Source organism: Stenotrophomonas sp. 86428_Sma (assembly GCF_056481585.1).
In genome coordinates, this window is sequence record NZ_CM151156.1 from 3,811,390 (window position 1) to 3,833,483 (window position 22,094).

The window sequence follows — 22,094 nt, forward strand, 5'->3', positions numbered from 1 at the left end:
CGGGGCTGGGCGTGGTCGATTACTGCTCGTCCTTGGGTCGGCGGTACATGAGGTATGCGGCCGCCTCTGCTGGGTTGTCTGGGGTGTACTGGCCGGTACCAACGTCGTAGAGGTATTCGCCGGTGGTCAGCATCTGATTGCTGGGGATTCCGGTCAGCGGGCCGGCAGCGCGCACGCCGGTCTTGATCAGCTTCTCCGCGTCGGGCTCGTCGTCGTCGGCGATCCAGTCGCGCCCCTCCTTCCATGCCGTCTGGCCGAACTTCGCCAGCGCAACGCCGGCATCCACGATTGGATTAGGGCGCCCCATGCTGGGCTTTCCCTCAATCGCCGCATCGATGCCACCGGCCACATCGCGCAGCAGGGGGATCGTCTGGAACGGGAACAGCAGAGTCTTGCGTGCAAGCCAAGCGCTCCAGTCGTCCCAGCCCTTTTCGTCGTCGTCGCCACCATCCGGGCCGCGCATCATCAGCAGCTCGAACACCGCGTTGGATAACACACCAGCCGACAGCCAGGTGCCCAACGCCCGGGCCGGGGACTGCACGCGCCCCAGGTACAGCCCACGCAGGCCCGATTCCTGCAGGCGGTTGTTCATGATGATCATCGGGCCGATGAACATGCGCACCCACTTGTAGCGCGGGTCACGCTCGGCAGCGCTGAGATCCTTCGGCGCACCGGCCTGCTGGGTGGTGCGGATCGACTTGTCGGCCAAGCGCACCGCCTCGTCGATGCTGACGCCCTGCGCTTGGGCCTGCTGGTAGCGGCCCAGCCAGATGGCGCGCTCGGCCAGCGGGACCGTCCAGCGGTGCACCTCCATGGCCATCTTCATCGCAGCAGCCCGGATGCCACGCTTTCCCGACAGTTTGCCCAGCACCACCTGATAGGAGGAATCCAGCGAGTTGGCACGTTCTTCCATGAAGGGCGACAACGAGTGGATCATTTCCGTCATCTTGCCCGGGCTGCGGTAGTACGCCGCATAGCCGGTGGCCAGGTACTTCGGATCAACGCGCGCCGCCGCCTGGATGGGTGCCACCACGGTGTTGGCGAACACCAGCGGCAAGCGGAAGCCGAGGGCAGCCACGGCGGTGTTGGTCAGCACGGCATCGCCGATCTTCTCGGCCATGCTGGAGCCTGGCTCCGACACCGACGCGCCGCGCACCGCGTTCTTCACGCTGCCGTAGAGCGAGTGGTAGGCCCCCTCCGACAGCCGCTGCTGGATCAGGTTCTTCAGCTCCTGGTCTTCCAGCACCCGCAGCGCCTGCTTCACGTAGCCGCGGTGCGAAACGTCGGTGATCACGTCATTGAGGTGGCGCGACAGAACGCGGTGGTAGTCCAGCAGCATCGGCGCTGCGTACTCGGTGCGCTCCTTCGTGTGGCCCTTGCTGGTCATGGCACGGCTGAAGGTGCCGCCCATGATCTGTTCCTCAGCCGCGCGCGCCTGCTTGACGCCGCCGGCACCCGCCCGGGGGTCGTACACCGCCGGGTAGTAGCCGCCGCGCAGGCTGACCGTCGAGCCATCGGCAGCGGTGAAGATCAGCGGCATCGGCTCGATCTGCTCAGGCGCGACACCCGACAGTCGGCGCTGCTGCTCGACGATGTCCGGCCATAGGCTGTTCACCGCATCCCAGATGCCCTGCACCATCTGCGCGTCTGCCGGCGTGAGGTGGCCGAGCATTTCCGCGATGTTCTGCGGGGTGAACTGGACCACTTCGGCGTTCTTGCCGATGAACCCGCCGCGCATCAGCTTGTCGCGGTTGCCGGCGTTGCCCATGTTCAGCGCCACCGCCACGATCGTGTTTTTCGACAGCGAACGCCCCAGGCTTGGCACGTACACCAGGCGGTTGAGGTCCGACCGCTGCGCCGGCGTCAGCGCCTTCATCGTTTGCTCCAGCATGCCGCCGACGCGGTTGCGCAGCTCAATCCGCTGCTGCTGCGCCGCCTCGGCCTGGTTCCAGAGGAAGTCGTGCCACGGCCCGGTCTCGCCACCGTCCAGCCACTCCACGACGGTCTCCGGCCGCAACACCCAGTCCATCAGGCCGGTGTAGGTCGCGCCCACCTTCTGCATCGCCGTCAGGTCCGCATCGGAAAGCGGCAGCGGCTTGCCTTCCGCGATCGCACCGCGGATGGCGCCGGCCAGCTCTGCCTGCGCGCTCTCCCAGTCGCGCTGGTCCTTGTTGCTCAGCAGCTTGTTCTTCAGCTTGGCCAGACGCGCGATGTTGGTCACCGCGTCGTGCAGCTCGCGGAACTCGGTAATCGGCAGGTCGGCGTAGTTCGTTACGCTTTCCGCCTCGACCCGGGCCAGCAGCGCGTCGCTTACGGCGGTCAGATCGTCCTCGGCCTGGCGAGCTTCCACCCACTGCCGCAGGCTTTGGCGGCGCGCAACGGCCCGGCCGGACACGTCGCGGAACTCGTAGGTGTCGGCGATGGTGTCCATGGCCTCCAAGTAATCGGCACCGGCCTTGCCCAGCCGCTCGCGGGCCTGCGGCGTCATCTGCCGGCGGATATAGCCGACCTTCGACTCGACCTCCTGCTGCACGGCGCGGGATTCGGCGAACAGAACGGCGTTCAGGGCCTGCTGCCGCTTCGCCTGCAGGGCATCGGCAAACTTCCCCTTGGCCGCCGCCTGCGCCGCCGCGCGGGCAGCCTTTCGCTCGGCTACCAGGTATTCGTTCGGTCGGATCTGGCGCGCGGTCTTCTCAGCCAGGAGCGCCTGCGCAACGGCCTTCAGCTCGCGCCGGTTCGGCCGGGGCTCCTTTGCCAGGTCTGCCAGAACGCCCAGTTCGCGCTCCAGCAGCTGGATCTTCCGGCTGCCGTGGACCGCATCCAGTGCGCGCTGCGGCAGCGTTCCGTCGGTCATCGGGTCGCCGTGGCGGGCCTGCATCCGCGCATCGGCCTCCGCGTTCACGCCGGCCAGGGTCTGCCGTACCGTCCACAGGCCCTGCACCAGCTCGTCGGCGGAACTGAAGCCCAGCAGGGTGGCCGCCTCTTCGGGATGGGTGCCGCCCTTGCGGGCGTAGACACGGCCCATCTTGTCGAGCAGGCCGTCGCCGTAGGTAGCCGCCAGCACGGCGCGGTCAAGCTTCAGGCCCTGCAGCTGCTCGGGCACCGGCTCGCCGCCGGCTTCCTTGCGGCCGGTCAGCACACGGTAGGCACGCACGATGGGCGTGGCCTCGACCTCCGCCTCGACCTCGCCGCGGATGGTGGCCAGCTCGTCCTTCCACCATCGCTCGCGTGCCCGTGCATCCGCTTCCTGCAGCTGGGCCATCAGGTCGACCTCGGCCTGCTCGCGCGCCGCAGCAACCTGCGCCTGGTAGTCGGAGAACTGCCGTTCGGTCATCCCCAGCGCCTGGGCCTCGGCCAGATCACGCGCGATCGGCTCGAAGCCCACCCGTGCCTGCGCCGCGTCGATTTCTTCCTGGCTGGCCAGCATCCGGTCGAACACACCGCGCACTTCGTCGGTCAGCTCCACATCCAGATTCCGCAGGCTGCGGTAGACGCCGAGAATCCACTGTTTGAACTGGCTGAACACCGACTGCAGCTCCGGCGTCGGCGCCTTGCCCTCGCCCAGGTACGCCTCGAAGCCCCGGGCGAACTGTTCGTGCTGGTCGACGCCGATCTGGTCCGCCGACTCGACGCCGAACCATTTCAGCAGGCTGTCCAAGTCGGAGCGGATCTGCGGCGCCGCATCTTCAGCGGCGGCCAAGTCGCGGTAGACCTCCAGGAAGAAATGCCCGGATTCGTGCAGGAAGGTCGACAGGTCCGCCCCCCTGAACAGGCTGATCTGCATGGATCGACCCGGGCCAATCTGAATCTGGCCCCGGGGAGCCGCCTCGGATGACTGGAAGAACGGCCGGGCGTTGAAAGCCGGCAGAACCTCTGCTAGCGTCAGCGCCGACGTCGGCAGACCGCGGGTACGCAACTCGGACTCGGCCGTGCCGGCCCGCTCCATGGCACCGACGTCAGACCCCGATTGGCGCAGCGATTCGCTGCCGAGGCCGTCGGGGTTTCCTATTTCAAAGCCCTCGAAATCGTAGGCGCGGCGCACACCATCATTGCCGACGCGGTACACCAGGCGCACCGGATACACGCGGCCGTCGTACTGCACAGCCGATGCGGCATAGGCGTAGGACACGGTCTTGTCATCGGTATCCACCGAGGTGGAATGGATCGGCGCAGATTCCACCAGCGCCGGTAGCTCGCGGGCGACTGCCTGGCGCAGCGGATCCCGCCGACCCTTGGACATGACCTTCTTGCGTCCACGCGAGGCGAACCGGACAGGCTGACCGTCCGGCGCAGTGACCTCGATGCCGTCCTGCTGGGTGCGCATCAGCTCGTTCGACTCGGCGAACCACTCGGCCGGGTTCCCGGTGGTCGGCTCCAGCTCGATCACCGGCACCGGTGTGTCGGGCGCAAGGCCGGTGGGTACTTCGTCGGTGCGGGTCGGCTGGAACAGGATGTCTCCGGCCAACACCTCGCGCGCAGCGGTATCCGGCAGTGCCACGCTCCAGGTCTGCCGCTGGCCTTCGATCGGGTCGTCCTGCACGATCTCGCCGCCGGTGCGCTCGGCTTCAGTGCGAGCCTGGTCCAGCGTGAGGAAGTCACGGGCCTGGCCCTGGTCGTCGGCCAGCAGCCACTGCCCCGCGCGCGGCACGTAGGCGCTGCCCTCGCGCTCGATGACCTGCTGGCCACGGGCGTCGGTAGCGACCTGCGGCCGGCCGAACAGGCCACGTAGTGCATCCATGCCGCGCTGCCTAAGCGTGCGCGGCTGCGCCTCGGCACCCTCTACCGGCGCTTCAGCAGCATCGATGCCGGCCGCGTAGCGCTCGTACAGCGCCACTGGATCCTGCCCAGTGACCTCACCCAGCCGGCCGAACATGGCGCCCCACAGCTGCGCCTGGCTCTCGGCCTGCGCCGCGGTGTAACGCTCAGTGCCGACCAGCTGCGCCATGACCGACTGCTGCACCTGTGCGCGGGCGGTCGCCGCGGTCGCGTCCGGTGCAGGTGCATCCAGCGGCACACCCAGCTCGCGGGCCATGGCATCGATGTCGAGCGTTTCCAGCTCTGCCGGCGACAGCCCGTCGGCAGTGGTGCGCGCGTTGCGCAGGATCTCGTCGCGGTTCGGTAGCCGCGGCACGGCGGCCATCCACTCCGCCATTGGGATCACCACCTGGCCGGTGGCCAGCTGCTCCGCCAGCGCCGACTCACCGCCGACCATGTCCTGCAGCACCTGCGGTGCGGACTGGAACAGCGTCTGTGCCTGTTCCGCGTCCAGGTACACGCGCGCGTCTTCGCCCGCCACCTGCGCGGTAAGCGCCTTCATGTCCTCCGGCGAGCGCTCGCCTAGCTTCAGCTCTCCTGCAAGCTCGGTGGCGGCGCGCAGGCGGTCGTTGCTCCGGCCCGACTGCATCACCTGGTCCAGGCGCTCGTTGATCCACCGCACCTGCCCGGACGCGCGCGCGGCGCGGTAGTTGGCATGCACCTCGACCGCGCCGGTGGGGACCTCGGCCAGGCCCTCCATGATGATGTCGCCCCACTTCAGGCGTTCCTCGGTCAGCAGCTGCGCCGTGGCCTCGCCGGCGGCGCCGCCACCCAGCTGCACGCCGGCCTCGGCACCCGTGCGAAGAATGGCCGAGGATGCGCTGCGGCGGGCGTTGTTGATGAAGTGGCCAGCCACGCCGGCAGTCAGCGCGTCGAACACGCCGATGGCCACGCCGCGCTTGGCGGCCTTGTCGCGTGCGGCGGCCATCTTCTGCGGGTCACGCAGGAACTGACCTACCGCATAGGCGTCGGTAGGGTCGACCTTCGCGTCCTGCATGGCGTCGGCGATGCTGGCGCCGAACTCGGTAAGGCCCGAACCGGTGCCGGCCGAGGCAGCGGTCACCACACGGCTACCGCCGCCGGTGGCCGCAGTCAGTGCCAGGCCCGGTGCGCCCATGCCGATCGACTGTCCTAGAGTGACGGCGATGGCGCCCAGCGTGTCGGAGCCGCCGCCGGCCAGTTCCCGCACAGCACCGGTGAAGCTGCCCGCCTTGTTCGCCCGGTCGAAGGCCTGGAACCCGCGTTCGGTGCTGGCGCTGGTCACGTCCGCGGCCTGTGCCCGGCGTTCCTGGTCAGCACGCAGCGCCGCTTCCTCGGCCGAACGGTCGAAGGTCAGCCGGCCGGTCGCCGGATCCATGACCGCAGGGCCATCCGGCAGCAGCGAGAGCGCATTGGCCTTGCCGCGCTGCCAGCCGCTGACGATGCCTCCGATGACCTGCTCCAAGATGTTCGGCTCGGCGGTGGCACGGGCCTCACCAGTCACCAGCGCGTTGGCATAGGTGGCCAGCTTCGGGGCTTCGTCACTGGCCAGTGCCATGCGTCGCGGATCGCTCAGGAAGTCGCCCACGTGCGGCGATGCCCGGCCGGCGTCGTCGATCTCCTGCCGCCGGGCGTCCTGCTCGTAATCGCCCAGGTTCGCCGCCACCACGCCGAAGGGCTGGCCAAGCTGGTCCGACAGCTGGTTCGCGCGCGCGGCTTCTTCCGGCTTCTGGCTGGTGCCGGTGTAGGCGGCACGCAGGGCAGTCTTGCGCTCGACCTCCACCTCGTCCCAAACGGTGTCCCAGTCCTTCATTTGCTGCTGCCCCTCTGCTTGATGATGCCGCGGGTAATGTCGGCGTCGGTCGGGTTGCGCCCATACTTCGCGATGTAGGTCTGTCGCGCTTCGTCTCGTTCTTCCTGCGTAACCCTCAGGTCGAACTGCGCTGCGCTGCTGTAGAGACCCACCTTCACCTTCGGGTTGTTCTTGAACTTCCCGTCCTTCTCCTGGATCGCGCCGAGTCGGCCAGCCTGAAGGTTCTGGGCAAACTGCCTGGCCGTGGCCGACAGCAGCACGTCCGCCTGCTCAGGGGTCGGCTTCTTGCCAGTGGACTGCACAAATTCGGTCTGTGCATTCTGGTAGGCGATGCGGAACTCGCCTCGCAGTGCGTCGCGCGGCGCGTTCTTGGCCTGAGAACCGCTGCCCGACACATCCGTGTCCTTCCCGAAACCAAGCATCTGGAACCCGCGCTCCAGGCGCTCGTTGTCGGTCATCCAGTCGGCGCGCTTCGACGGGTCGTTCGCCTTCGTCTGGTCTTCAGCCAATGACTTCAGGGTCTTGCCGCTGAGCTTGTCGGCGTACTGGCCGAGCGGCAGCTTGGCGAACTCATTGGGGCGCAGCGCCTGCATGCGCTGAATGTTCTCCAGCGTCGCGGGATCGTCCTGCACGGTCGCTCCCTCGGCGACGATCTTTCGATAGCGATTTACCGACTCATACAGCGTCGGGTCCTGTCCCATCAGCGCCAGCTCGGCCGGCGCCAGCACCTGCGACAGCGGCACGCTCGCGCCTGCGGCAGCCACCTTGTCGTAGATCGACATGGCCGCAGCCTTCTTCGCCTGCTCCAGCCTGTCTTTGCGCTGCGCGTAGATGTCGCGCAGATAGCCTTCAGCAGCAGCACGCTGATCCGGCGGCATCGTGCGCGGGATCGCTGCAATGGCATCCGCCAGCGTCGAAGGTGCGGCAGTCGCGCCGGCGGCGACCGGTGCCCCGGATGCAGCACCCTGCCCTGCGGTGGATGCCCAGCGTGCAGAGCGGCCCATGACCTGCCGCACGTACAGCGCCGTCTTCGGGTTTTGCGCCGAGCGGCCGCGATTCACCACCGCGTCGGCACCGCCCTCACCTGCGAAGTGCGCGGCAATGGCGAAGGCCCGGCCACCCTTGGCCAGCCGCTCTTTGTACTCGCGAGCAGCGCGACGGGCAGACGCCGCAGCGTCCTTGCGGTCGATGCCGCCGGCACTGGTGGCACGGTATTGGAAAAGGCCGGTGGCCTGGTCGCCGTCGTCCAGAACCTCGGGGTTCACCACTCCCGGTCGGAAGCCAGATTCCTGCTCAGCCAGTGCATACAGGTCCGCGCGGCCGGCTGCATCCAGTCCCTCGGCCTTCGCTGCGTCATCGATCGCCTTGGCCACCGCGGCCGAAGGCACGCCCCGCGAAGCCGGCGCCGGCAGTGGCTCGACAGCACCACGACCATCGGCCAGCGACTGCGCCAGCTCGTAGGCGGCGCGGTCCTTCACCACCGGGTAGAGCGTGCGCTCGACCTGCGCACGGTCCTCTGGCGTCATCTGGTCCGCATAGCGGTGGTAGTAGTCCTCTGCCGCAAACGGATCACGGGTGGCCAGTCCCGCTGCAATCTGCTTGCGGACGGACGATACGACGCCGCGCTCGCTGGCTTTCATGGCCTCGGGGCCCAATCCGTTCGCAGCGTCCGCAGCTGCCGCAATGCCGATGGCCTCCTGTAGCCGCGTGTCGGACAGGCCAAAGTCACCGGACATGCCGGCGCTGACGGCGTCCTGGCCGATGTTGTCGAGTGCAGCCTTTTGTTCTTCCCTCTCGTAGATGCTGTACTCGCGGTCGGCATAGCCGTTGAGGCGGGTCTGCACTGAATCGCGGAAGCTGAAAGCGACTTGATCGAAGCGCTGCTGCTGGTCCGGCGACAGACGGCCGCGGATTGCGGATACGCGTTGATCGAGATCACCAAGCAGCGCTGGCGGGGCGTTGAGGGATTCCCTGCCCTTGTACTTGGCGATGCCGTCGGCATTGGCCGGGTTAAAGGTGGCGCCCTCCCAGTCCGACAGTTCGCGTCGTGCTTCCATGACGGCGGTCAGGTCGGCGCGCTGCTTCTGCTGCTGGAACAGATCGGCGGCCGCCTGGCCAACCGCACCAGCGGTTCGGGTGAGCGGCGACAGGTCGACCTGTGCGGTGTTGCGGACCTGTGGGCCAAGTTCGGCCTGCACCTGCGGCCCGCTGGTGCGGGGGATCATGGTCGCCATGTCACAGCCCCCAACCGCGCGAAATGCGCGCGTTGTTGCGCATGGTGATGCTGTTGGCCTGGGACGACAGGTTCCCAGCACCGGCCGCCCCCGCCCTGCCCATACCGCCGATCCCCATACTGGCTGCGCTGGCAAGCGAGCCCAGGATCGTACCGGTCGCCTGTGCGTTGCCGCTCCAGCGGGCCAACTCGCCCTGGGTGCGCTGGTTCTGGGCCTGTGCGTTGAAGCCCCAGGCCTGCCGCGCAGCGTTCATGCGGATCGTCTGCTGATCGACCTCACCGAACATCGCGGTTTCGCCCAGAATCTCCGCTGGCGTGCCGAGCGTGGGGTCGATGTTGTTGGCGGCGATCGCGGCGCGCTGCTGGCCCAGCGCAATGCGCGTGCGCCAGGACTGCTGCTCCATTTCGCGGGTGGCCAGGGCGTTGCTGGCGTCGGCGTCCTGCTGCGCCAGCATCGCGTTGTTCTCGGCGATCTGAGCGTTGGCCTTGCCCTGCTGGTTTTGCACGTTCGCCTGGTAGGCGCCGGTGACGAGCGTGGCAGCAATGAGTGCTACGGCTGGGTTGCAGATGACACTTTCTCCTTACTGCCCGGCGCAGGCCTTGGCCTGCCGCAGCTTGATGGTTCGATAGGACGGAGCGCCGTCGGTGCGCCAGTAGCGGTTGGAGCAGATGTGCGACACATGGCTCTGGGTCACGCCGAACAGCCGGCCAATCGCCGTGGGGCGCATGCCGGCCTTCCGCAGTTCCTTGATGCGGGCCACCTGCTCGGGCGAGAGCTGCGCGAGGCGGCTGCGACGCACATTGACGGCCTGAGTCACGGGCTCCAGGTGCGCCGGGTTGCAGCAGGCACGGTTGCCGCACAGATGATCCAGCACCATTCCGTCCGGCACCTGGCCGTGCAGGCGCTGATAGACCAGACGATGCATGCGCTGCGATCTGTCGGCAGCGGAGCTGGCCCGAGAATATCCATCACGGTCGAGGGAGCAGTCGTCCCCGCTGCGCTTCAGCGGAATGTGGCACGGGCTGATGTACCCGTGATCTTGGTGGCGGAAGCTATGCACGGTCGGCGCTCCAGTAGAACGGAAGGAAAGGGGCGCTGTCCGGTCCGACCGGCACCGGCGCGAGGAAGTGGAAGCCCAGCCAATGCAACCAGCGCTGTGCGGCTTCGTTGCGCTGATCGACAACGTTGAACAGCATCGAGGGGAACGCCTGCTGCATGCGTGCCAGCGCCGGGCGGGACAGGCGCAGCAGCTCCTTCTGGACCGACAGCGGGTTAAGGCCGGTCGAGCCGACCATCCAGGGCGTGCCGATGCCGCCGAGGATCGAGTAAGGCGTGGCCCCGAACATGCACACCGGCACGCCGCGCACCATCGCCGTCCATGCCTCAGCGCTCCCGGCCAGGCCGCGCTGCAGGGCCTCCGCCGGCGTGGTGCGGCCGCATGCCCATAGCTCGACCACATCTGCGGGCCGTGCCGCGGCCGCGATTACTTCGATGTGCCCAGCCTCTGCCGGCACCAGCTCTGCGGTGATCTTCATCAGGACGCCACCACCTGTGGCATCAAGGACAGGATCTCCATCGGCAGCGGGTCGTCGCTGATGATGTGGAAGTGACCACTGTCCACGCCCCACCGGCAGGACATGTTCTTCGTCAGGACGCCGGTGTACGCACCCGTGGGCTCGTCGTAGTTCTCGAACTCCCGCTGTGCGATGGGATCCAGCGTGTCCAGCGTGGTGCCGACGTAGACGCCGCGGGTATTGCGCACCAGCAGCGCTACCTCGAAGGCGAGTTTCTTCATCGGCCGCAGCGGGTCGCCACCGTTGGCATTCACCTCCAGCGTCTCGATGTGGGCGGTGTATGGCAGGCCGATGTGCACCACTCCGCCAGGGCGCTGCAGCTGCACCTTGCCGTCGACCACCTGCAGATCCTTCTGCACGTTGCCGTCGACCAGGGCCACCACGGCTTTGCCCTCCAGATGGCCCATGCCGGCGATCGCCGAGCGCTGGTAGGTCCAGTCCTGCACAGAGACGCCGCGCAGCGCCAGCGGCACTGAGCCAATCGATTCCACCATCGCGACCGTGGGCGACACCACAGTCATGACCCGCACGCGCACGTGTTCATCGCCAGCTGCCAGCCGCAGAATGTTGCCCACGTCCCCCGCTCCGCTGAAGATTGCCGCGCCGGTCGTGGCCGTGATCACTGCGCCCTCGTTCCACCCATCGGTGCTGGTCAGGGTCATCGACGAGCCGTTCGGACGCCGGCCGTCGTAGGTCAGCATGCTGTCCGCATACTTCCAGTCGAGTGGATCGTCGTACCGGGTCGGCGCCATCTGCTCCACGTACTGGACCCATTCGCCGTTGATGAGGCGGCGCACCAGCAGGTAGACCTCGGTTTCGATCTCGCCAGGTAGGCAACAGACGTCCAGCACCTGGCCGTCGGTTTCGTGCGGATGCCAGCCAGTGACCTCCTGCTCGGGCATATACGTGCAGCCGATCAGCACACCGTCCGTGCGTGGCATCCACAGAATCGGCCAGGGCGCCGTGCTGTATTCGATGCCGCGGAACGTGTAGCCCTGCACCAGGTGATCGGCCCAGATGCTGATCTCGTTGCCGCGGAAGCCGTCCTTCTCGAACTGGTAAGCCAGATCGCGTACACGCTGGCCCTGCGCCTGCAGGAACACCGCCGACTCGCCCAGCACCCGCGCCTGCAGGTCGCCGGTGCCATACGCGGACTGCGGCTTGATGCCGATGGTGCTGGGCGTCACAACTGAATCCTGCCCGCCGGTGACCTTCCACTCGCCGCCAGTCGTCAGCACCAGCAGGCTGTCCAGCGGAACCAGGTCGCGAATCGCATTCACCTGGCGCGCGTTGATCGTGAACGACACCGCGTCGCTGTCGACGATCGGCGAGCTGCGGCCGAAGTTGGGGTAATCGCCGATGTTCGACGCCCACACGGTCTGCGGATCGCCAGGACTGCCGGCGAACCACAGGCGGTCGCCAAAGAACTCGACCTCACCGGGGTAGCCGTAGCGATACGACCATGCGCCGACAGCCCAGACGTCAGTGCCACCGACAGCGCCGGCAGCGTACTGCGTCACCGCGATGTTGTTGGTGCCGGTCGGCGGTGCCTCGTAGAAGTTGATCAGGTCCGCGCCGGGATCGATCGTCCAGCCCTGTGCCATTACTGAGCCTCCTGCGCGACGTTGCCGCCGCGACCGATACCGCCACCACTGGTGCCGCCAGTGCCGCTGCCACCCGGGTAGTACGGATTGGATTGAACCGGCACGCCGTCGATCTTGACCTGGTAGTCCAGGTAGCTGCTGCTGGTCGCGCCAGGGATGGAGAACTGTTTCGTGGTGCCGTCGCCGCTGAACGTCCACGGACCCGCCACCGGCGGCGGCACGTTGCCCACGATGCTGTCCGGGATCCGCTCGATCACCGTGGCGGTGACCTCGAACGCGCTGGTGAACGCGGTGATCTTCATGATCCCGAACCCGCCGTGCACGTATTCCCATTCGACCCCGACGGCGTAGTCGTTAACGTTGTCGAACTTCACGTCCTGCGGGCCGTCGAACGCACGGCCGCTGTCGTGCACGGGGCGCACGCTGCCGCAAACGTAGTACGGCGTTCCTTCCAGGCCGGTCAACACGGGGACGCTCACGCAGCGGTAGACCTTCTGGTCGCTTCGGCGGAGGGCACCCAGCAGCACGTTCTTCTCCGCCGCCACCCAGGGTTTCACCGAGCGCAGTTCCTTTTCCTCGGCGTACAGCAGCGAGCCGACCATCTCCGCGGTGAAGGTCGGGACGTTGGTGGTCACGGTCACCACGCCCTGGGTACCGGACACCGCCAGCAGCGCGGCCTCGTCGTTGTTGAACGGGCGGAATGGGCCACGCCGGTACTCGAAGTCGCGCAGTTCGAACTGGTCGACGGCAACGCGGCGCAGCTCCTTCGGCGGGATCCACGGGTGCACCAGGAACAGCACGTCGGCCGACTGCGTGTGCCGCACCTTGTAGATGTCCTCGCCGGTGTATGGCGTGGCCACCTCGACGATCTCCCCTGCCCCGTTGCGCAGTAGCGCGCCGCCTACCCAGAACCGCATGTAGCCGTCGCCCATCTCGATCGCGTACTTGACCGTGGTCGAGTAGATAAACGGGATAAAGCGGGTGGCGCGGTCGTTATGCTTGGCGCCGCCGCGGAACAGATAGCCCGGGCGCTTCTCCGCGCCGCCGGTGGGCTTGGTGATGACGTTGCGGCAGGTCTTCAGGCTGATGGCGTAGCGCACCAGGTCGACGCGGCCCTGAAGCCCGGGCGACAGCTCGCCGCCGGACATGGACGGTTGCAGCAGGCGTGCCATGGTCAGCCCCTCACCATCTGGGCCATGGACGGCTGGCGCTCGTCCTCGTCGGCCTCGTTGAAGTCATGCGCCGCGGCCTGGCTGAGCGCGAGCTGGTACAGCTGCTTCAGGCCCGACTTATTGGAGAAGCCATTTGCCCCGATGATCGTCGGTGCCGATTCCTCGGCCAGCTTGCAGGCCAGCGCATCGACGAAATGCGCCGGATAGCGCTCCGGGTCTTCAACGCGTGCGACGTAGATCAGATAGGCCTCGGCCTGATCGCACAACAGCGAGGTGCCGTCCGTGCCCATCGCCTGCTCGAATTGGATGCCATGGCACTGGCGGAACTGCGGCGCGCACCAGCGCGACAGGCGGCGGCCAGCGCGCATGCCCTGGTCGTCGGTGATGGCCAGCACGGTGATGCAATCCGCCGGACGGGCGTAGCGGATCTCCCAACCCGGCATCGGTGCCTCAGCGGCGACGGCCAGGCGCTGGGCCTTCATCGCCCACGGCCACAGCCGGTCGGCCAGCACCAAATCGCGCATCGGCTCCCACAGGCGCGAGAACACGCGCGCCTCCTTGGAGCGCTCGGTGAGCGAGGTGATCGTGATGTCCTGGGCCAGCTTGCCCAAGGCCAGGTTGCAGATTTCAACTTGGGAGGTCATGGCTCACCCAGAAAGAAGAAGGCCGCCCGAAGGCGGCCTTGTGTTGCCAGTGGTGCGATCAGGACGCCGGGGTGGTCGGCTTGCCGTCTGCGTACACGCGCCAGATGCTCGGGTCGAGCGTCAGATACGCGTTGAAGGCACCAGCCGTCAGCGGTCCGGTCGCCACCGTGTAGCGCACGCCCAGATACTGCTTGTAGTCGCCCGCCGGCAGCGGCACGACCGCCAGAACCGCACCGGCGGTCATGTCGGCCAGTGCCAGGGCGCCGGTGGCGTAGTGCACCTTCGGGTTGGTGGACAGGGCGGCGTTGTCGGCCGACTCCAGGGACGCGACGACGGTGGCAGCGCCTGCCGCTGCTGCAGCCTGGGTGGCGACGATCACCAGATAGGTAATCGCCGGAGCGCCCAAGTTTTCGGTGGCATTCGGCGCAAGGCCGGTGCCCTTCAGGTTCATCACGTTGGTCGAAATGGCGGTCGCGGTGACCGCCTGCGCCGAGGAGAACTCGGCGCGTGCGTCAATGTGGGACATGGATCTTGCTCCAGGTTTGTGGGTTTTCTTTCGGCACCCGCCGAAGCGGGGTCGGTCAGTTACGCGACGGCGGATTCGTCCCAGGCGAGCGCGTCGCTGACGCGGATCGGGATGCCACGGAAGGTGTTCACCGGCTGGCCGTTCAGTTCGGTCTGCTTCAGGGCCAGGATGCGGCGGTTGTTGGCCTGGATGTCCAGCCACTCGTAAATGTCGCGGTTGACGTAGATCACCGTGTTCAAGCTCTCCAGGCGCTCGATGCGGTGCGTCGCCTTGATCAGCTCGTTGATCAGCACCAGCTCGGTGTTCGGCTCGGGATCGACCTTCAGATTGCTGACCTTGATGTTCGCCACGCGGGCGATGCAACGCGGGTCCTCAACCGCCAGGCCAGCCTGCAGCGCAAACCAGTCGCGGTAGGCCGGGTACTTGCCGCCGTTGTCGTCGTCGACCAGCTCGTCGCCGTAATCGGTGTGCTGGATGCCGGCCTTGGTGCCCTTGGCGTAGATGCCATACACCGAGTCATCGCCCCAGCCAACGACCCAGATCGAGGTCAGGTTGCTGCCAGTGCCCGACAGCTTGATGATCTGGCGCGACAGGTCACCGGTGGCGTTGGCGTAGCGCTCCTTCAGGCCCACGAATCCGGCCGACTGGATCTTGGAGCCATTGAAGAACTGCGACTCGAAGCTCTGGCCGATCGCCTCGATGTGGCGGCCGTTCTTCTTCACGCGGAAGTCGGAGACGTTGGTCGACAGCTCAGCCAGCACCTTGTCGACCTGGCCCAGCGACGCGAACTCGGCAGTGGCTTCGGTGATGTCGGCGGCCTTACCGGTCGACGGCTTCACACCAGCGTTGAGCTTGCGCAGAACGGCCTCGGGCAGCTGCGTTTCGACGCCGATGCGATGACCGTTCGTGGTGTTGGCTTCAACCCACGGGATGTCCTGGAAGACCGGCTTGCGCTTGGTCAGGATCTCCGCGATCGGCAGCGGCTTGCCGTCCTGGGTGTAGCGGGTGGAGATGTCGGTGATGTTCGGAACATCACGGGTCAGAGTTGCCATTGTTCAGTCCTCTGGATACGAAAAAGCCGCCAATCGGCGGCCGTGGGATGGGTTGTTGTGTTGGCTCAGTCGCGCTGGCGTGCGGCCGGGCGGTCGGCATACTGGTACATGCGGTCACCGGTGCTCTGCGTGCCGCTGGTGGTGGTACCGCCCAGACCGTCCACCTTGCTGTCGCGAAGGAACTCGCCGAAGAAGGCGAACGCCTTGATCATGGTCGGGTGGTTGCCCCAGCCCAGTTCGTTGAACGCCTTGGTCAGCCCGGGGTCGTTGATGGCCTTTACCGCGGTGGTGGCCAGGCCGACAGTTTCGTCGTACTTGGCGCCCAGCTGCTGCTTGGCATCCACGCCCCACTGTTCCAGCTGCTGCAGGCGCTGAGCCTCCACGGCTTGCTGCAGTGCCGCCGCGTCCTGTCCGGCCATCTGGGTATACAGGTCCACGGCCTCCTGGGCCTGTTCCTGCGTCCAACCTTTGGCCTTGAAGAACTCGGTCGCCTGCCCGAGGCGGTCGCCTTCGAGGGTGAATCCCTCCGGCACCTTGAACGCCTCGTATTGCTCCGGTGCGCCATCGCTGGTGTCGCCCTTGGACTTGCCGGCCTCGCCGCCTTCGTCCTTGGTGCCCGTGCTGGTGGTGCCCTTCGCATCACCTCCGTTCCCCGTACCCTCGGTTGCCGGCTGGCCACTGCCGCCGGTGCCCTGCTGTTCCGTGGTGCTGGTGGTGGTCTTGCCCTCGCCGTCGCCAGAATTTTGGGTGCTGGTCTCGGTGGCGGTTTCAGTCGACATGTTCACTTTCCTCGGGTTGCTGCAGCTGCGACTGCAGCCGCTTCAGTGCACTGTTGGCCTCAGCGCGCATTTGAGCTTCGCGCTCCGGGCAGTTGTCACGGATTGCCAGCAGCCACCACAGGGCGGCCTCCTGCCGGCCGATGGCGCGGGACTGGGCCATCGCGTTGGTGTTGAAGGCGCTGGCGTCCACGCCCATTGCTTGCAGGAACGCCCAGACCACGCGGCGGCCGACAGGCTCCGCCAGTACGCTGCGGATGTCCTCGCGCAGCTGGCGAAGCTCCAGCGCGGCCAGCTGGTGCTCGCGCCGTTCCTGGTCGATGTCCTCTTGGCTACGCCCCGGCCTGCTCATGCGGCACCCTGCATGGCGTCAATCAGCGCCTGGGCCGCCGAGCCTTCCTCGGGCACCGTATCGCTGGCGGTCTTCAGTGCTTGGGTTGCGTCCTTCAGCGGCTGCGCGGCCGCCGCGAGCTGCTGCTGGCGCTGCTGCTGGGCGCGATCGGCACGAATACTGGCCACCGCATCGTCGCTGCGGATGATCGAAGCAGGACCACCGACCGCAGTGGTGTACTCGTCGACTACCTGGTCCGCGTCCAGCTTGTCCATCACCGAGGGATCGCCGGTTGCCTGGGCGACGCCGGCAACGAACTGCACCGTGCGCTCGATGGAGCCGACTGCTGCGGCCTTGGCCGCCTGCGCCAGGATGCTGGTGTACTCGATCTTCAGGGGCAGGTCCGCCAGCACCTGCGGTGGGTCCGGGATGCGGCCGGCGCGTTCCAGAAGGCGGAACACGCGGACGATCACGGGGTCGAGAACTTCGTCCGTGATCGACTCCAGCGTGGGCGCCAGCACGGCAGCCTTCTCTTCCTTGCGGGTGGAGATCTCGGTGGCCGTGCGGTCAGTCTTGTCACCCAGCGCTTCCAGCATCAGGAAGAGCTGATAGAAGAAGGCCCGCTCGATGCGGGCCTCAATCGTGGCGATCTCTTCGCGGATCTGCTGCAACGCCCTGGCGTCGGGCGTGTAGACCGGCGCAACGGTGGCGTTGACCGAGTCCTGCGGCAGGTAAACCATGCCGCCCTTTCGCAGGCGCGCGCCTCCGGACCGCTTCAGCGATTCCGGCCCCCCGAGCGTGGGATCGGAGAGTTGCTCCATCAGACGCAGCTTTTCGCCTTCCAGATACTGCAGCTGCTTGATGTCTCCCAAGCAGTCGACCGCCGGGCTGGTGGAGTACACGTCTTCAGCCACCGGATTCCAGCGAGCCACCACGAACGGCGCTTCGTAGTGCCCGCCGATGTCCAGAATCCCGTGATCGGCGGTGCCAACACCATCGATCCAGACTACCTCGCGGTATGGACGGAACTGCGGCGCCTGCAGCCCCAGCGGCCCGATACCGGGGCGCTCGTTTGGATTCGGCTCGATCAGCGATTCAACGATGAACTCGCGGTCGCCATTGTTGGCCAGGCAGTCCCGAACGGTTCTCGGCAGCCGGTCTGCACCGTAGCGCTGCTCCAGCTGCCGGGCAGTCTTCGTGTACCGGCGCCACAGCGAGTCGACACGCTGCTGGTCGTCCAGCCCCACCGCATAGGTGCCTGCGGTCAGCGAGTAGAACCGGACCACCTCGCGCGGATCTTCGAGGATCAGCATTGGCGCAGTGCCGAACAGCCCGTCTTCCGTGTAGACAACCGGCATGGCCTTGTAGAAGTTGCTGCTGGCCAAGGCGTCGCGGATGCGCTGCGCTACGTCGTCCAGCCATACCCGGACGCCAAACTGCTCAGACAGCGACGGGTCCGGCGTCTTGACCAGGAACCACGGCTGCGCCTTCGGCGTCATGTGGGACATCATGCCGGCCGACATCGTGCGCAGGACCTCGGTGGCGGTGCTGTTGATGACCTTGGCCCGGTTACGCTTCCTGGGCTTCGTGTCGGTCTCGCCGTAGAAGCGGCCGCGGGTTGGGTCCACGTACTCCGACACCTGGCGCCAGTCGGTGTTCCAGTCCGTCTGGTTGTCCTTCATGGCCTTCTTGCGGCGCCGGCAGTGCGCGCGCAGCTCCATCATGTCCATCAGCCTCCCCCCAGCACGGTATTGCGCGGAGCTGTTCCACCCAGCGCGGTTGTCGTCGGCGCCAGCGATCGATACGCCACAGAGGACGCGCCGCTGCTGGCGTAGGTCCGGCGCTCGTCCTCGGCTTCCTTGCGAGCGCGGCGCACGCGGCCGGTCGGATCACCCACGGCGGTCTTGGTGATGCCGAGCGGATCGGCGTACTTGCCGGTCTTGTCGCCGAACAGCAGGCCACCCGGATCGATGATCTGGCGCGAGGTGCACATGGCGTCAGGCACCCAGAGCCGTCTTGACCGACGCGGTGGGCATCGCCGAGCTGGTGTCACCGGCCAGAATGGTCGACCGGCTGCCGAAGCGAAGGCGCTGCCGCTGGCGCTCGCGGTCGCGCTCGTTCACGGCGGCATCGTCGATCGACTCGGGCGCCACTTCGGGCGCTGCGGCCACCGGCTTCACCTTGGGGGCGGAGTTGCACATGGGGATTCCTTCAGGACAACGGGTTGTAGGGCTCGCCGGCCTGCTGGTCGGCGTGGTCGCGATGCTCCATCGGCGACCCATCGGGGAAGCGCGGCCGGGGCATCACGGGGTATGCGAACGACAGCACCAGGGCGTCGGCCCGGTTGGGGCTCGGCAGGCCGCGGCGCTTCATGTCCTTCTTCGATTCCATCTGCAGCTTGCCGTCGAGGCGCGGCACGGTTTCCGGTGCCTGCAGCTCGTCGCGCAGCTGCGGGTCTTCGGGGATGGCCCCGCCTTCCTTCAGCCAGTCGCGGCAGGCTTTCCACATCTCGGCGCGCTTGTTGAGGCAGCCCTGGTCGCCCGACTCGCCGGAGAACCACACCAGGCGCCAGTCGCGGCCCATGGTTCGGCCTGCGGACACAATGCCGGTGCCGAACCCGCCATCGACGAACACAGCGTCGGCCTGATGCTCGTCCTCCAGCTGGGCGAGGATCGCCGCCACCGCCATGTCGTTGTCGTTCTTGGCCAGCGTGCGCAGCTGCCGATAGGCCAGGCCCTGCCGCAGGCCGATCACCAGCTCGTCGTCGCCTTCCCACGCCGGGTCCAGCGTGAGGATCTTCGGCGCCCAGCTGTACTGCTCCGGCCGCAGGTGTCGCCCGTAGGCTGCAGCCACATCCGCCTCGGCGATGAACTGGCGGGCTGACATCGAGGGGAACAGGCCGCGGATACGGACCTTCACCACGTCGCTGTCCTCGCCGTAGTCGCGCACCATGCGCTCGGCCTCGACCAGGTTCACACCCTCAACGGTGCGGCTGTCGATCTGCTCGGTGTCCCAACTGGCCTTGAACCGGCGGAAGCACTCGCGGAACCGGCCGGTGTTGCGGGTGGTGTTGCCGAACGCGGCCCAGATGATCTCGGTGCCCTGGTCGGTCAGCGCACCCTCGGCCACTTCCCACACCTTGTCGGCGATGGCCGAAGCCTCGTCGAACACCAGCAGGATGCGCCGGCCCTCGTTGTGCAGGCCTGCGAACGCCTCGGTGTTGTTCTGCGACCACGGCACCGCGTCGATGCGCCAGGTCTTGTCGTGGCCCGGGGCGTTGCTGATCAGCGCCGTGGCGGTCAGCGTGGCCCAGTCCTTGGTGAGGCTGATTTCATGCCACTTCGACAGTTCCGCCCAGGTCTTCGTGCGCAGCTGGATGTCGGTGTTGGCTGTGACGACGCCGCGCGTGTCTTCGAACGTGTCGAAGGCCCACTTGATCAGCATCGCCACCAGCGCGGACTTGCCGATGCCGTGGCCCGAGCCGACGGCCTGCCGGATGACCTCACCAGCATCAGCCGCACCGGCCTGCAGTCTGTTCCCGATCTTCTCCAGCCGCCGGCGCTGCCAGGCACGCAACTTTTTGCCATCCAGCGGGCCGCCCTTGACGCCCCATGGGAAGTTGAACAGCACATAGCCCAGCGGGTCGTGCTGGAACGAGCCGATGGCCTCGACCAGTTCCTGCTCAGGACTCCCGGCCAGCTGCGCGCTCACGGGCTGCCCTCAGTTGGTCGGCCAGGTTGTCCTGCACGCCGTGGTCCAGAGCAACGCGCTCGCCGTACTTCTTGGGCTGCAGCTTGCCGGCGTACCACTTCCGGGCATCGATCATCAGCTTGGAGCGCTCGACCATGTCGCCTGTCTGTCGCTCCAGCACCTTGCCCTTGCCGTCCTTCTTCAGCCGCTCGCCCAGCACCGCCTTGTCGGCGATGTCGAGGATCTCTTCGGCCAGCGTGTCCGCCTGCAGCTCGCGTGCACGCGCGTACTGGTTTCGAAATGCCTCGTTCTCAGCCAACCAACGAATGACCGTGGAACGGCTCGGCATCTTCGCCGTGGAACAGATCGTGCGCAGGCTCTTGCCATCCACCAGTAGGTCGCAGATCGCGTCGGCCAGCTGCTGGCTGTACTTGCTGGGACGTGCCATTACTGCTCCCTGTCCGCCCGGATCACGGCTTGGCAGGCGCGGACGTGGTCGTCGGCGTCGCGGCCGATTTGAACAAGAGCGCCCGCGACCTCTGCTCGTAGTTGGGCTGCCTGGTCACGTTCGATGGTGCCGGCGACGGCTTGGGACAGGCGAGCGGTATTGCAGGTGGCGAGGTCGTCGCGCAGCTGGAGGCTGCCATCACGCACGCCAGCAACAACAGCAGCAGGGACGGTCGCGGCCGCAGTGCGGTCTTCTTCATGCTTCGCTCCAATGGTGGCCAGTGTCTGGGCTTGGGCGTGCTCGGTGGCGCGGGCCTCGTTGACCTGCGCTACCTGGGCGGCGCTGACACTGGCCTGCTGCCGGGCTTCGTTGCCCTCAGCGCGATCACCGCGCCACACCCAGCCAGCGGCAAAGCCCATCAGGCCAACCACCGGCAGCGCGATCAGAAGGACGCGGGTGAGGATCATGGGGTTAGAAGCTCGTCGGCTTGGCCACGGCGCGGGTGAGCGCCATCAGGCCGGTCTGGAAGTCCGTTTTGGCGATGGCCGACCAACGGTAGCAATCGCCCTTGTCGCCCTCGATCGCGGTGTTGGTGTCGTTGACCTTGTTGACCAGGGCCTGCAGTTCCTCACCCTTCGTCTTGATCTCGTTCATCAGGTCGATCTCGGACTGGCTCAGTTCGCGGTAGCCGGTGATCTTGCGGTGCTGGTTTTCCATGACGCCCTCCTGGGCTCAGTTGGTGGATTCACACATGCGGCGCTCAGCCGCGCGACGGTTCACAAGGCCCTGCACACGCTTGCCGCCGGCGTAGACCCAGCGGTCCAGCTCCGGGCACCAGCTCGCGGCGGGCTGGCCAGCGTTGATCCGGCCCACCAAGGTCGAGCGGCAGGCAGCGCCCACGCCGACGTTGTAGGTCCAGCTCAGCACCGCGGCCCACTCGCGCTCCCGCAGCGGCACCTTGATGCACTGGCTGATGCCGGTCAGGTAGCTACCGAGGCGGCTGTTGAGCTTTTCGGCGCACTCCTGCTCGGTGTAGACCGCCTTGTCCGGACGGCTGGTGTCGCCGTAGCAGTAGGTGGCCACACCGACCATGTCGATGTATGGCGTGGGCGAGTAGCCCTCCCATGGCTTCACCAGCGCGGCGGCGGCTAGGGCGATAACGGCCGCGGCGCTGCCGCCGATCACCTTGCCCTTCATCCGATCACCCCGCCGCGGCGCGCTTGGCGCCATTCGCGTACCCACTTCCACACCAGGTAGCCGATCTGGCCCACCAGGTAGATGGCCGTCAGCACCAGCACGGCCTTATCCAGGGTGAACCCTGATGCGACGGCCGTGGCCACCGTTACCGGCGGCGTGACCTTCAGGGCAGCGGTCCCCACCGCGTCAATGATTTCTCCCCGCATGTCGGTTCCATGGTTGGTCCGGTTCGGCATGAC

The 22,094-nt window shown here is 67.0% G+C and carries 21 protein-coding genes; all 21 read right to left on the reverse strand.

Going from position 1 to position 22,094, the window contains the following annotated elements; all coding sequences use genetic code 11:
• Window positions 1-19: 19 nt before the first annotated feature.
• Window positions 20-6,607, reverse strand: a complete 6,588-nt coding sequence (locus tag ACZK3J_RS17510; protein WP_478476107.1) for an LPD3 domain-containing protein — start codon at window positions 6,605-6,607, stop codon at window positions 20-22.
• Entirely contained in the window at window positions 6,604-8,841 is a 2,238-nt protein-coding gene (locus ACZK3J_RS17515) for a hypothetical protein (protein WP_478476108.1), read from the reverse strand. The genes ACZK3J_RS17510 and ACZK3J_RS17515 overlap by 4 nt, the downstream gene beginning before the upstream one ends.
• 1 nt (window position 8,842) lies before the next feature.
• Complete coding sequence (locus ACZK3J_RS17520; protein WP_053091892.1) at window positions 8,843-9,346, reverse strand: hypothetical protein; 504 nt, start codon at window positions 9,344-9,346, stop codon at window positions 8,843-8,845.
• 75 nt (window positions 9,347-9,421) lie between these two features.
• Window positions 9,422-9,766 (reverse strand): HNH endonuclease, encoded by a 345-nt coding sequence (locus tag ACZK3J_RS17525; protein WP_049446595.1) that lies wholly within the window; start codon window positions 9,764-9,766, stop codon window positions 9,422-9,424.
• A gap of 127 nt (window positions 9,767-9,893) precedes the next feature.
• A complete protein-coding gene (locus ACZK3J_RS17530) occupies window positions 9,894-10,376 on the reverse strand; it encodes a hypothetical protein (RefSeq protein WP_049446593.1) in 483 nt (160 codons plus the stop codon).
• Window positions 10,376-12,019, reverse strand: coding sequence for a phage tail protein (locus ACZK3J_RS17535; protein WP_478476109.1), 1,644 nt, complete (start codon window positions 12,017-12,019; stop codon window positions 10,376-10,378). The genes ACZK3J_RS17530 and ACZK3J_RS17535 overlap by 1 nt, the downstream gene beginning before the upstream one ends.
• Entirely contained in the window at window positions 12,019-13,191 is a 1,173-nt protein-coding gene (locus ACZK3J_RS17540; protein ID WP_049446589.1) for a phage tail protein, read from the reverse strand. Before ACZK3J_RS17540 ends, ACZK3J_RS17535 begins: the two co-directional genes overlap by 1 nt.
• 2 nt (window positions 13,192-13,193) lie before the next feature.
• A complete protein-coding gene (locus tag ACZK3J_RS17545) occupies window positions 13,194-13,835 on the reverse strand; it encodes a phage connector family protein (protein ID WP_049446587.1) in 642 nt (213 codons plus the stop codon).
• Between the two features lie 58 nt (window positions 13,836-13,893).
• Window positions 13,894-14,361 carry a Bbp16 family capsid cement protein gene (locus tag ACZK3J_RS17550; RefSeq protein ID WP_049446585.1) on the reverse strand — a complete coding sequence of 156 codons (468 nt, stop codon included), beginning with the start codon at window positions 14,359-14,361 and terminating at the stop codon, window positions 13,894-13,896.
• A 59-nt stretch (window positions 14,362-14,420) separates the two neighbouring features.
• Entirely contained in the window at window positions 14,421-15,413 is a 993-nt protein-coding gene (locus tag ACZK3J_RS17555) for a major capsid protein (protein ID WP_478476110.1), read from the reverse strand.
• Between the two features lie 65 nt (window positions 15,414-15,478).
• Window positions 15,479-16,192, reverse strand: a complete 714-nt coding sequence (locus tag ACZK3J_RS17560) for a hypothetical protein (RefSeq protein WP_049446581.1) — start codon at window positions 16,190-16,192, stop codon at window positions 15,479-15,481.
• A complete protein-coding gene (locus tag ACZK3J_RS17565; RefSeq protein ID WP_049446579.1) occupies window positions 16,182-16,541 on the reverse strand; it encodes a hypothetical protein in 360 nt (119 codons plus the stop codon). The genes ACZK3J_RS17560 and ACZK3J_RS17565 overlap by 11 nt, the downstream gene beginning before the upstream one ends.
• Window positions 16,538-18,244 (reverse strand): portal protein, encoded by a 1,707-nt coding sequence (locus ACZK3J_RS17570; protein ID WP_478476111.1) that lies wholly within the window; start codon window positions 18,242-18,244, stop codon window positions 16,538-16,540. The genes ACZK3J_RS17565 and ACZK3J_RS17570 overlap by 4 nt, the downstream gene beginning before the upstream one ends.
• Window positions 18,245-18,249: 5 nt before the next feature.
• On the reverse strand, window positions 18,250-18,513 hold the full coding sequence (locus tag ACZK3J_RS17575) for a hypothetical protein (protein WP_049446574.1): 264 nt from the start codon (window positions 18,511-18,513) through the stop codon (window positions 18,250-18,252).
• A 4-nt stretch (window positions 18,514-18,517) separates the two neighbouring features.
• The gene (locus tag ACZK3J_RS17580; protein ID WP_049446572.1) at window positions 18,518-18,721 is read right to left on the reverse strand and encodes a hypothetical protein; all 204 of its coding nucleotides are present in this window, start codon (window positions 18,719-18,721) and stop codon (window positions 18,518-18,520) included.
• 10 nt (window positions 18,722-18,731) lie between these two features.
• Window positions 18,732-20,231: a hypothetical protein gene (locus tag ACZK3J_RS17585; RefSeq protein ID WP_049446566.1), complete on the reverse strand. Its 1,500-nt coding sequence runs from the start codon at window positions 20,229-20,231 to the stop codon at window positions 18,732-18,734.
• Window positions 20,203-20,658 (reverse strand): terminase small subunit-like protein, encoded by a 456-nt coding sequence (locus tag ACZK3J_RS17590; protein WP_053091891.1) that lies wholly within the window; start codon window positions 20,656-20,658, stop codon window positions 20,203-20,205. Before ACZK3J_RS17590 ends, ACZK3J_RS17585 begins: the two co-directional genes overlap by 29 nt.
• The gene (locus tag ACZK3J_RS17595) at window positions 20,658-21,125 is read right to left on the reverse strand and encodes a lysis system i-spanin subunit Rz (RefSeq protein WP_049446565.1); all 468 of its coding nucleotides are present in this window, start codon (window positions 21,123-21,125) and stop codon (window positions 20,658-20,660) included. Before ACZK3J_RS17595 ends, ACZK3J_RS17590 begins: the two co-directional genes overlap by 1 nt.
• 4 nt (window positions 21,126-21,129) lie before the next feature.
• Window positions 21,130-21,375, reverse strand: coding sequence for an Acb2/Tad1 domain-containing protein (locus tag ACZK3J_RS17600; RefSeq protein WP_049446563.1), 246 nt, complete (start codon window positions 21,373-21,375; stop codon window positions 21,130-21,132).
• A 15-nt stretch (window positions 21,376-21,390) separates the two neighbouring features.
• Window positions 21,391-21,855, reverse strand: a complete 465-nt coding sequence (locus ACZK3J_RS17605) for a lysozyme (RefSeq protein WP_049446561.1) — start codon at window positions 21,853-21,855, stop codon at window positions 21,391-21,393.
• Window positions 21,852-22,091: a hypothetical protein gene (locus tag ACZK3J_RS17610; RefSeq protein ID WP_239508883.1), complete on the reverse strand. Its 240-nt coding sequence runs from the start codon at window positions 22,089-22,091 to the stop codon at window positions 21,852-21,854. Before ACZK3J_RS17610 ends, ACZK3J_RS17605 begins: the two co-directional genes overlap by 4 nt.
• Window positions 22,092-22,094 lie beyond the last annotated feature (3 nt).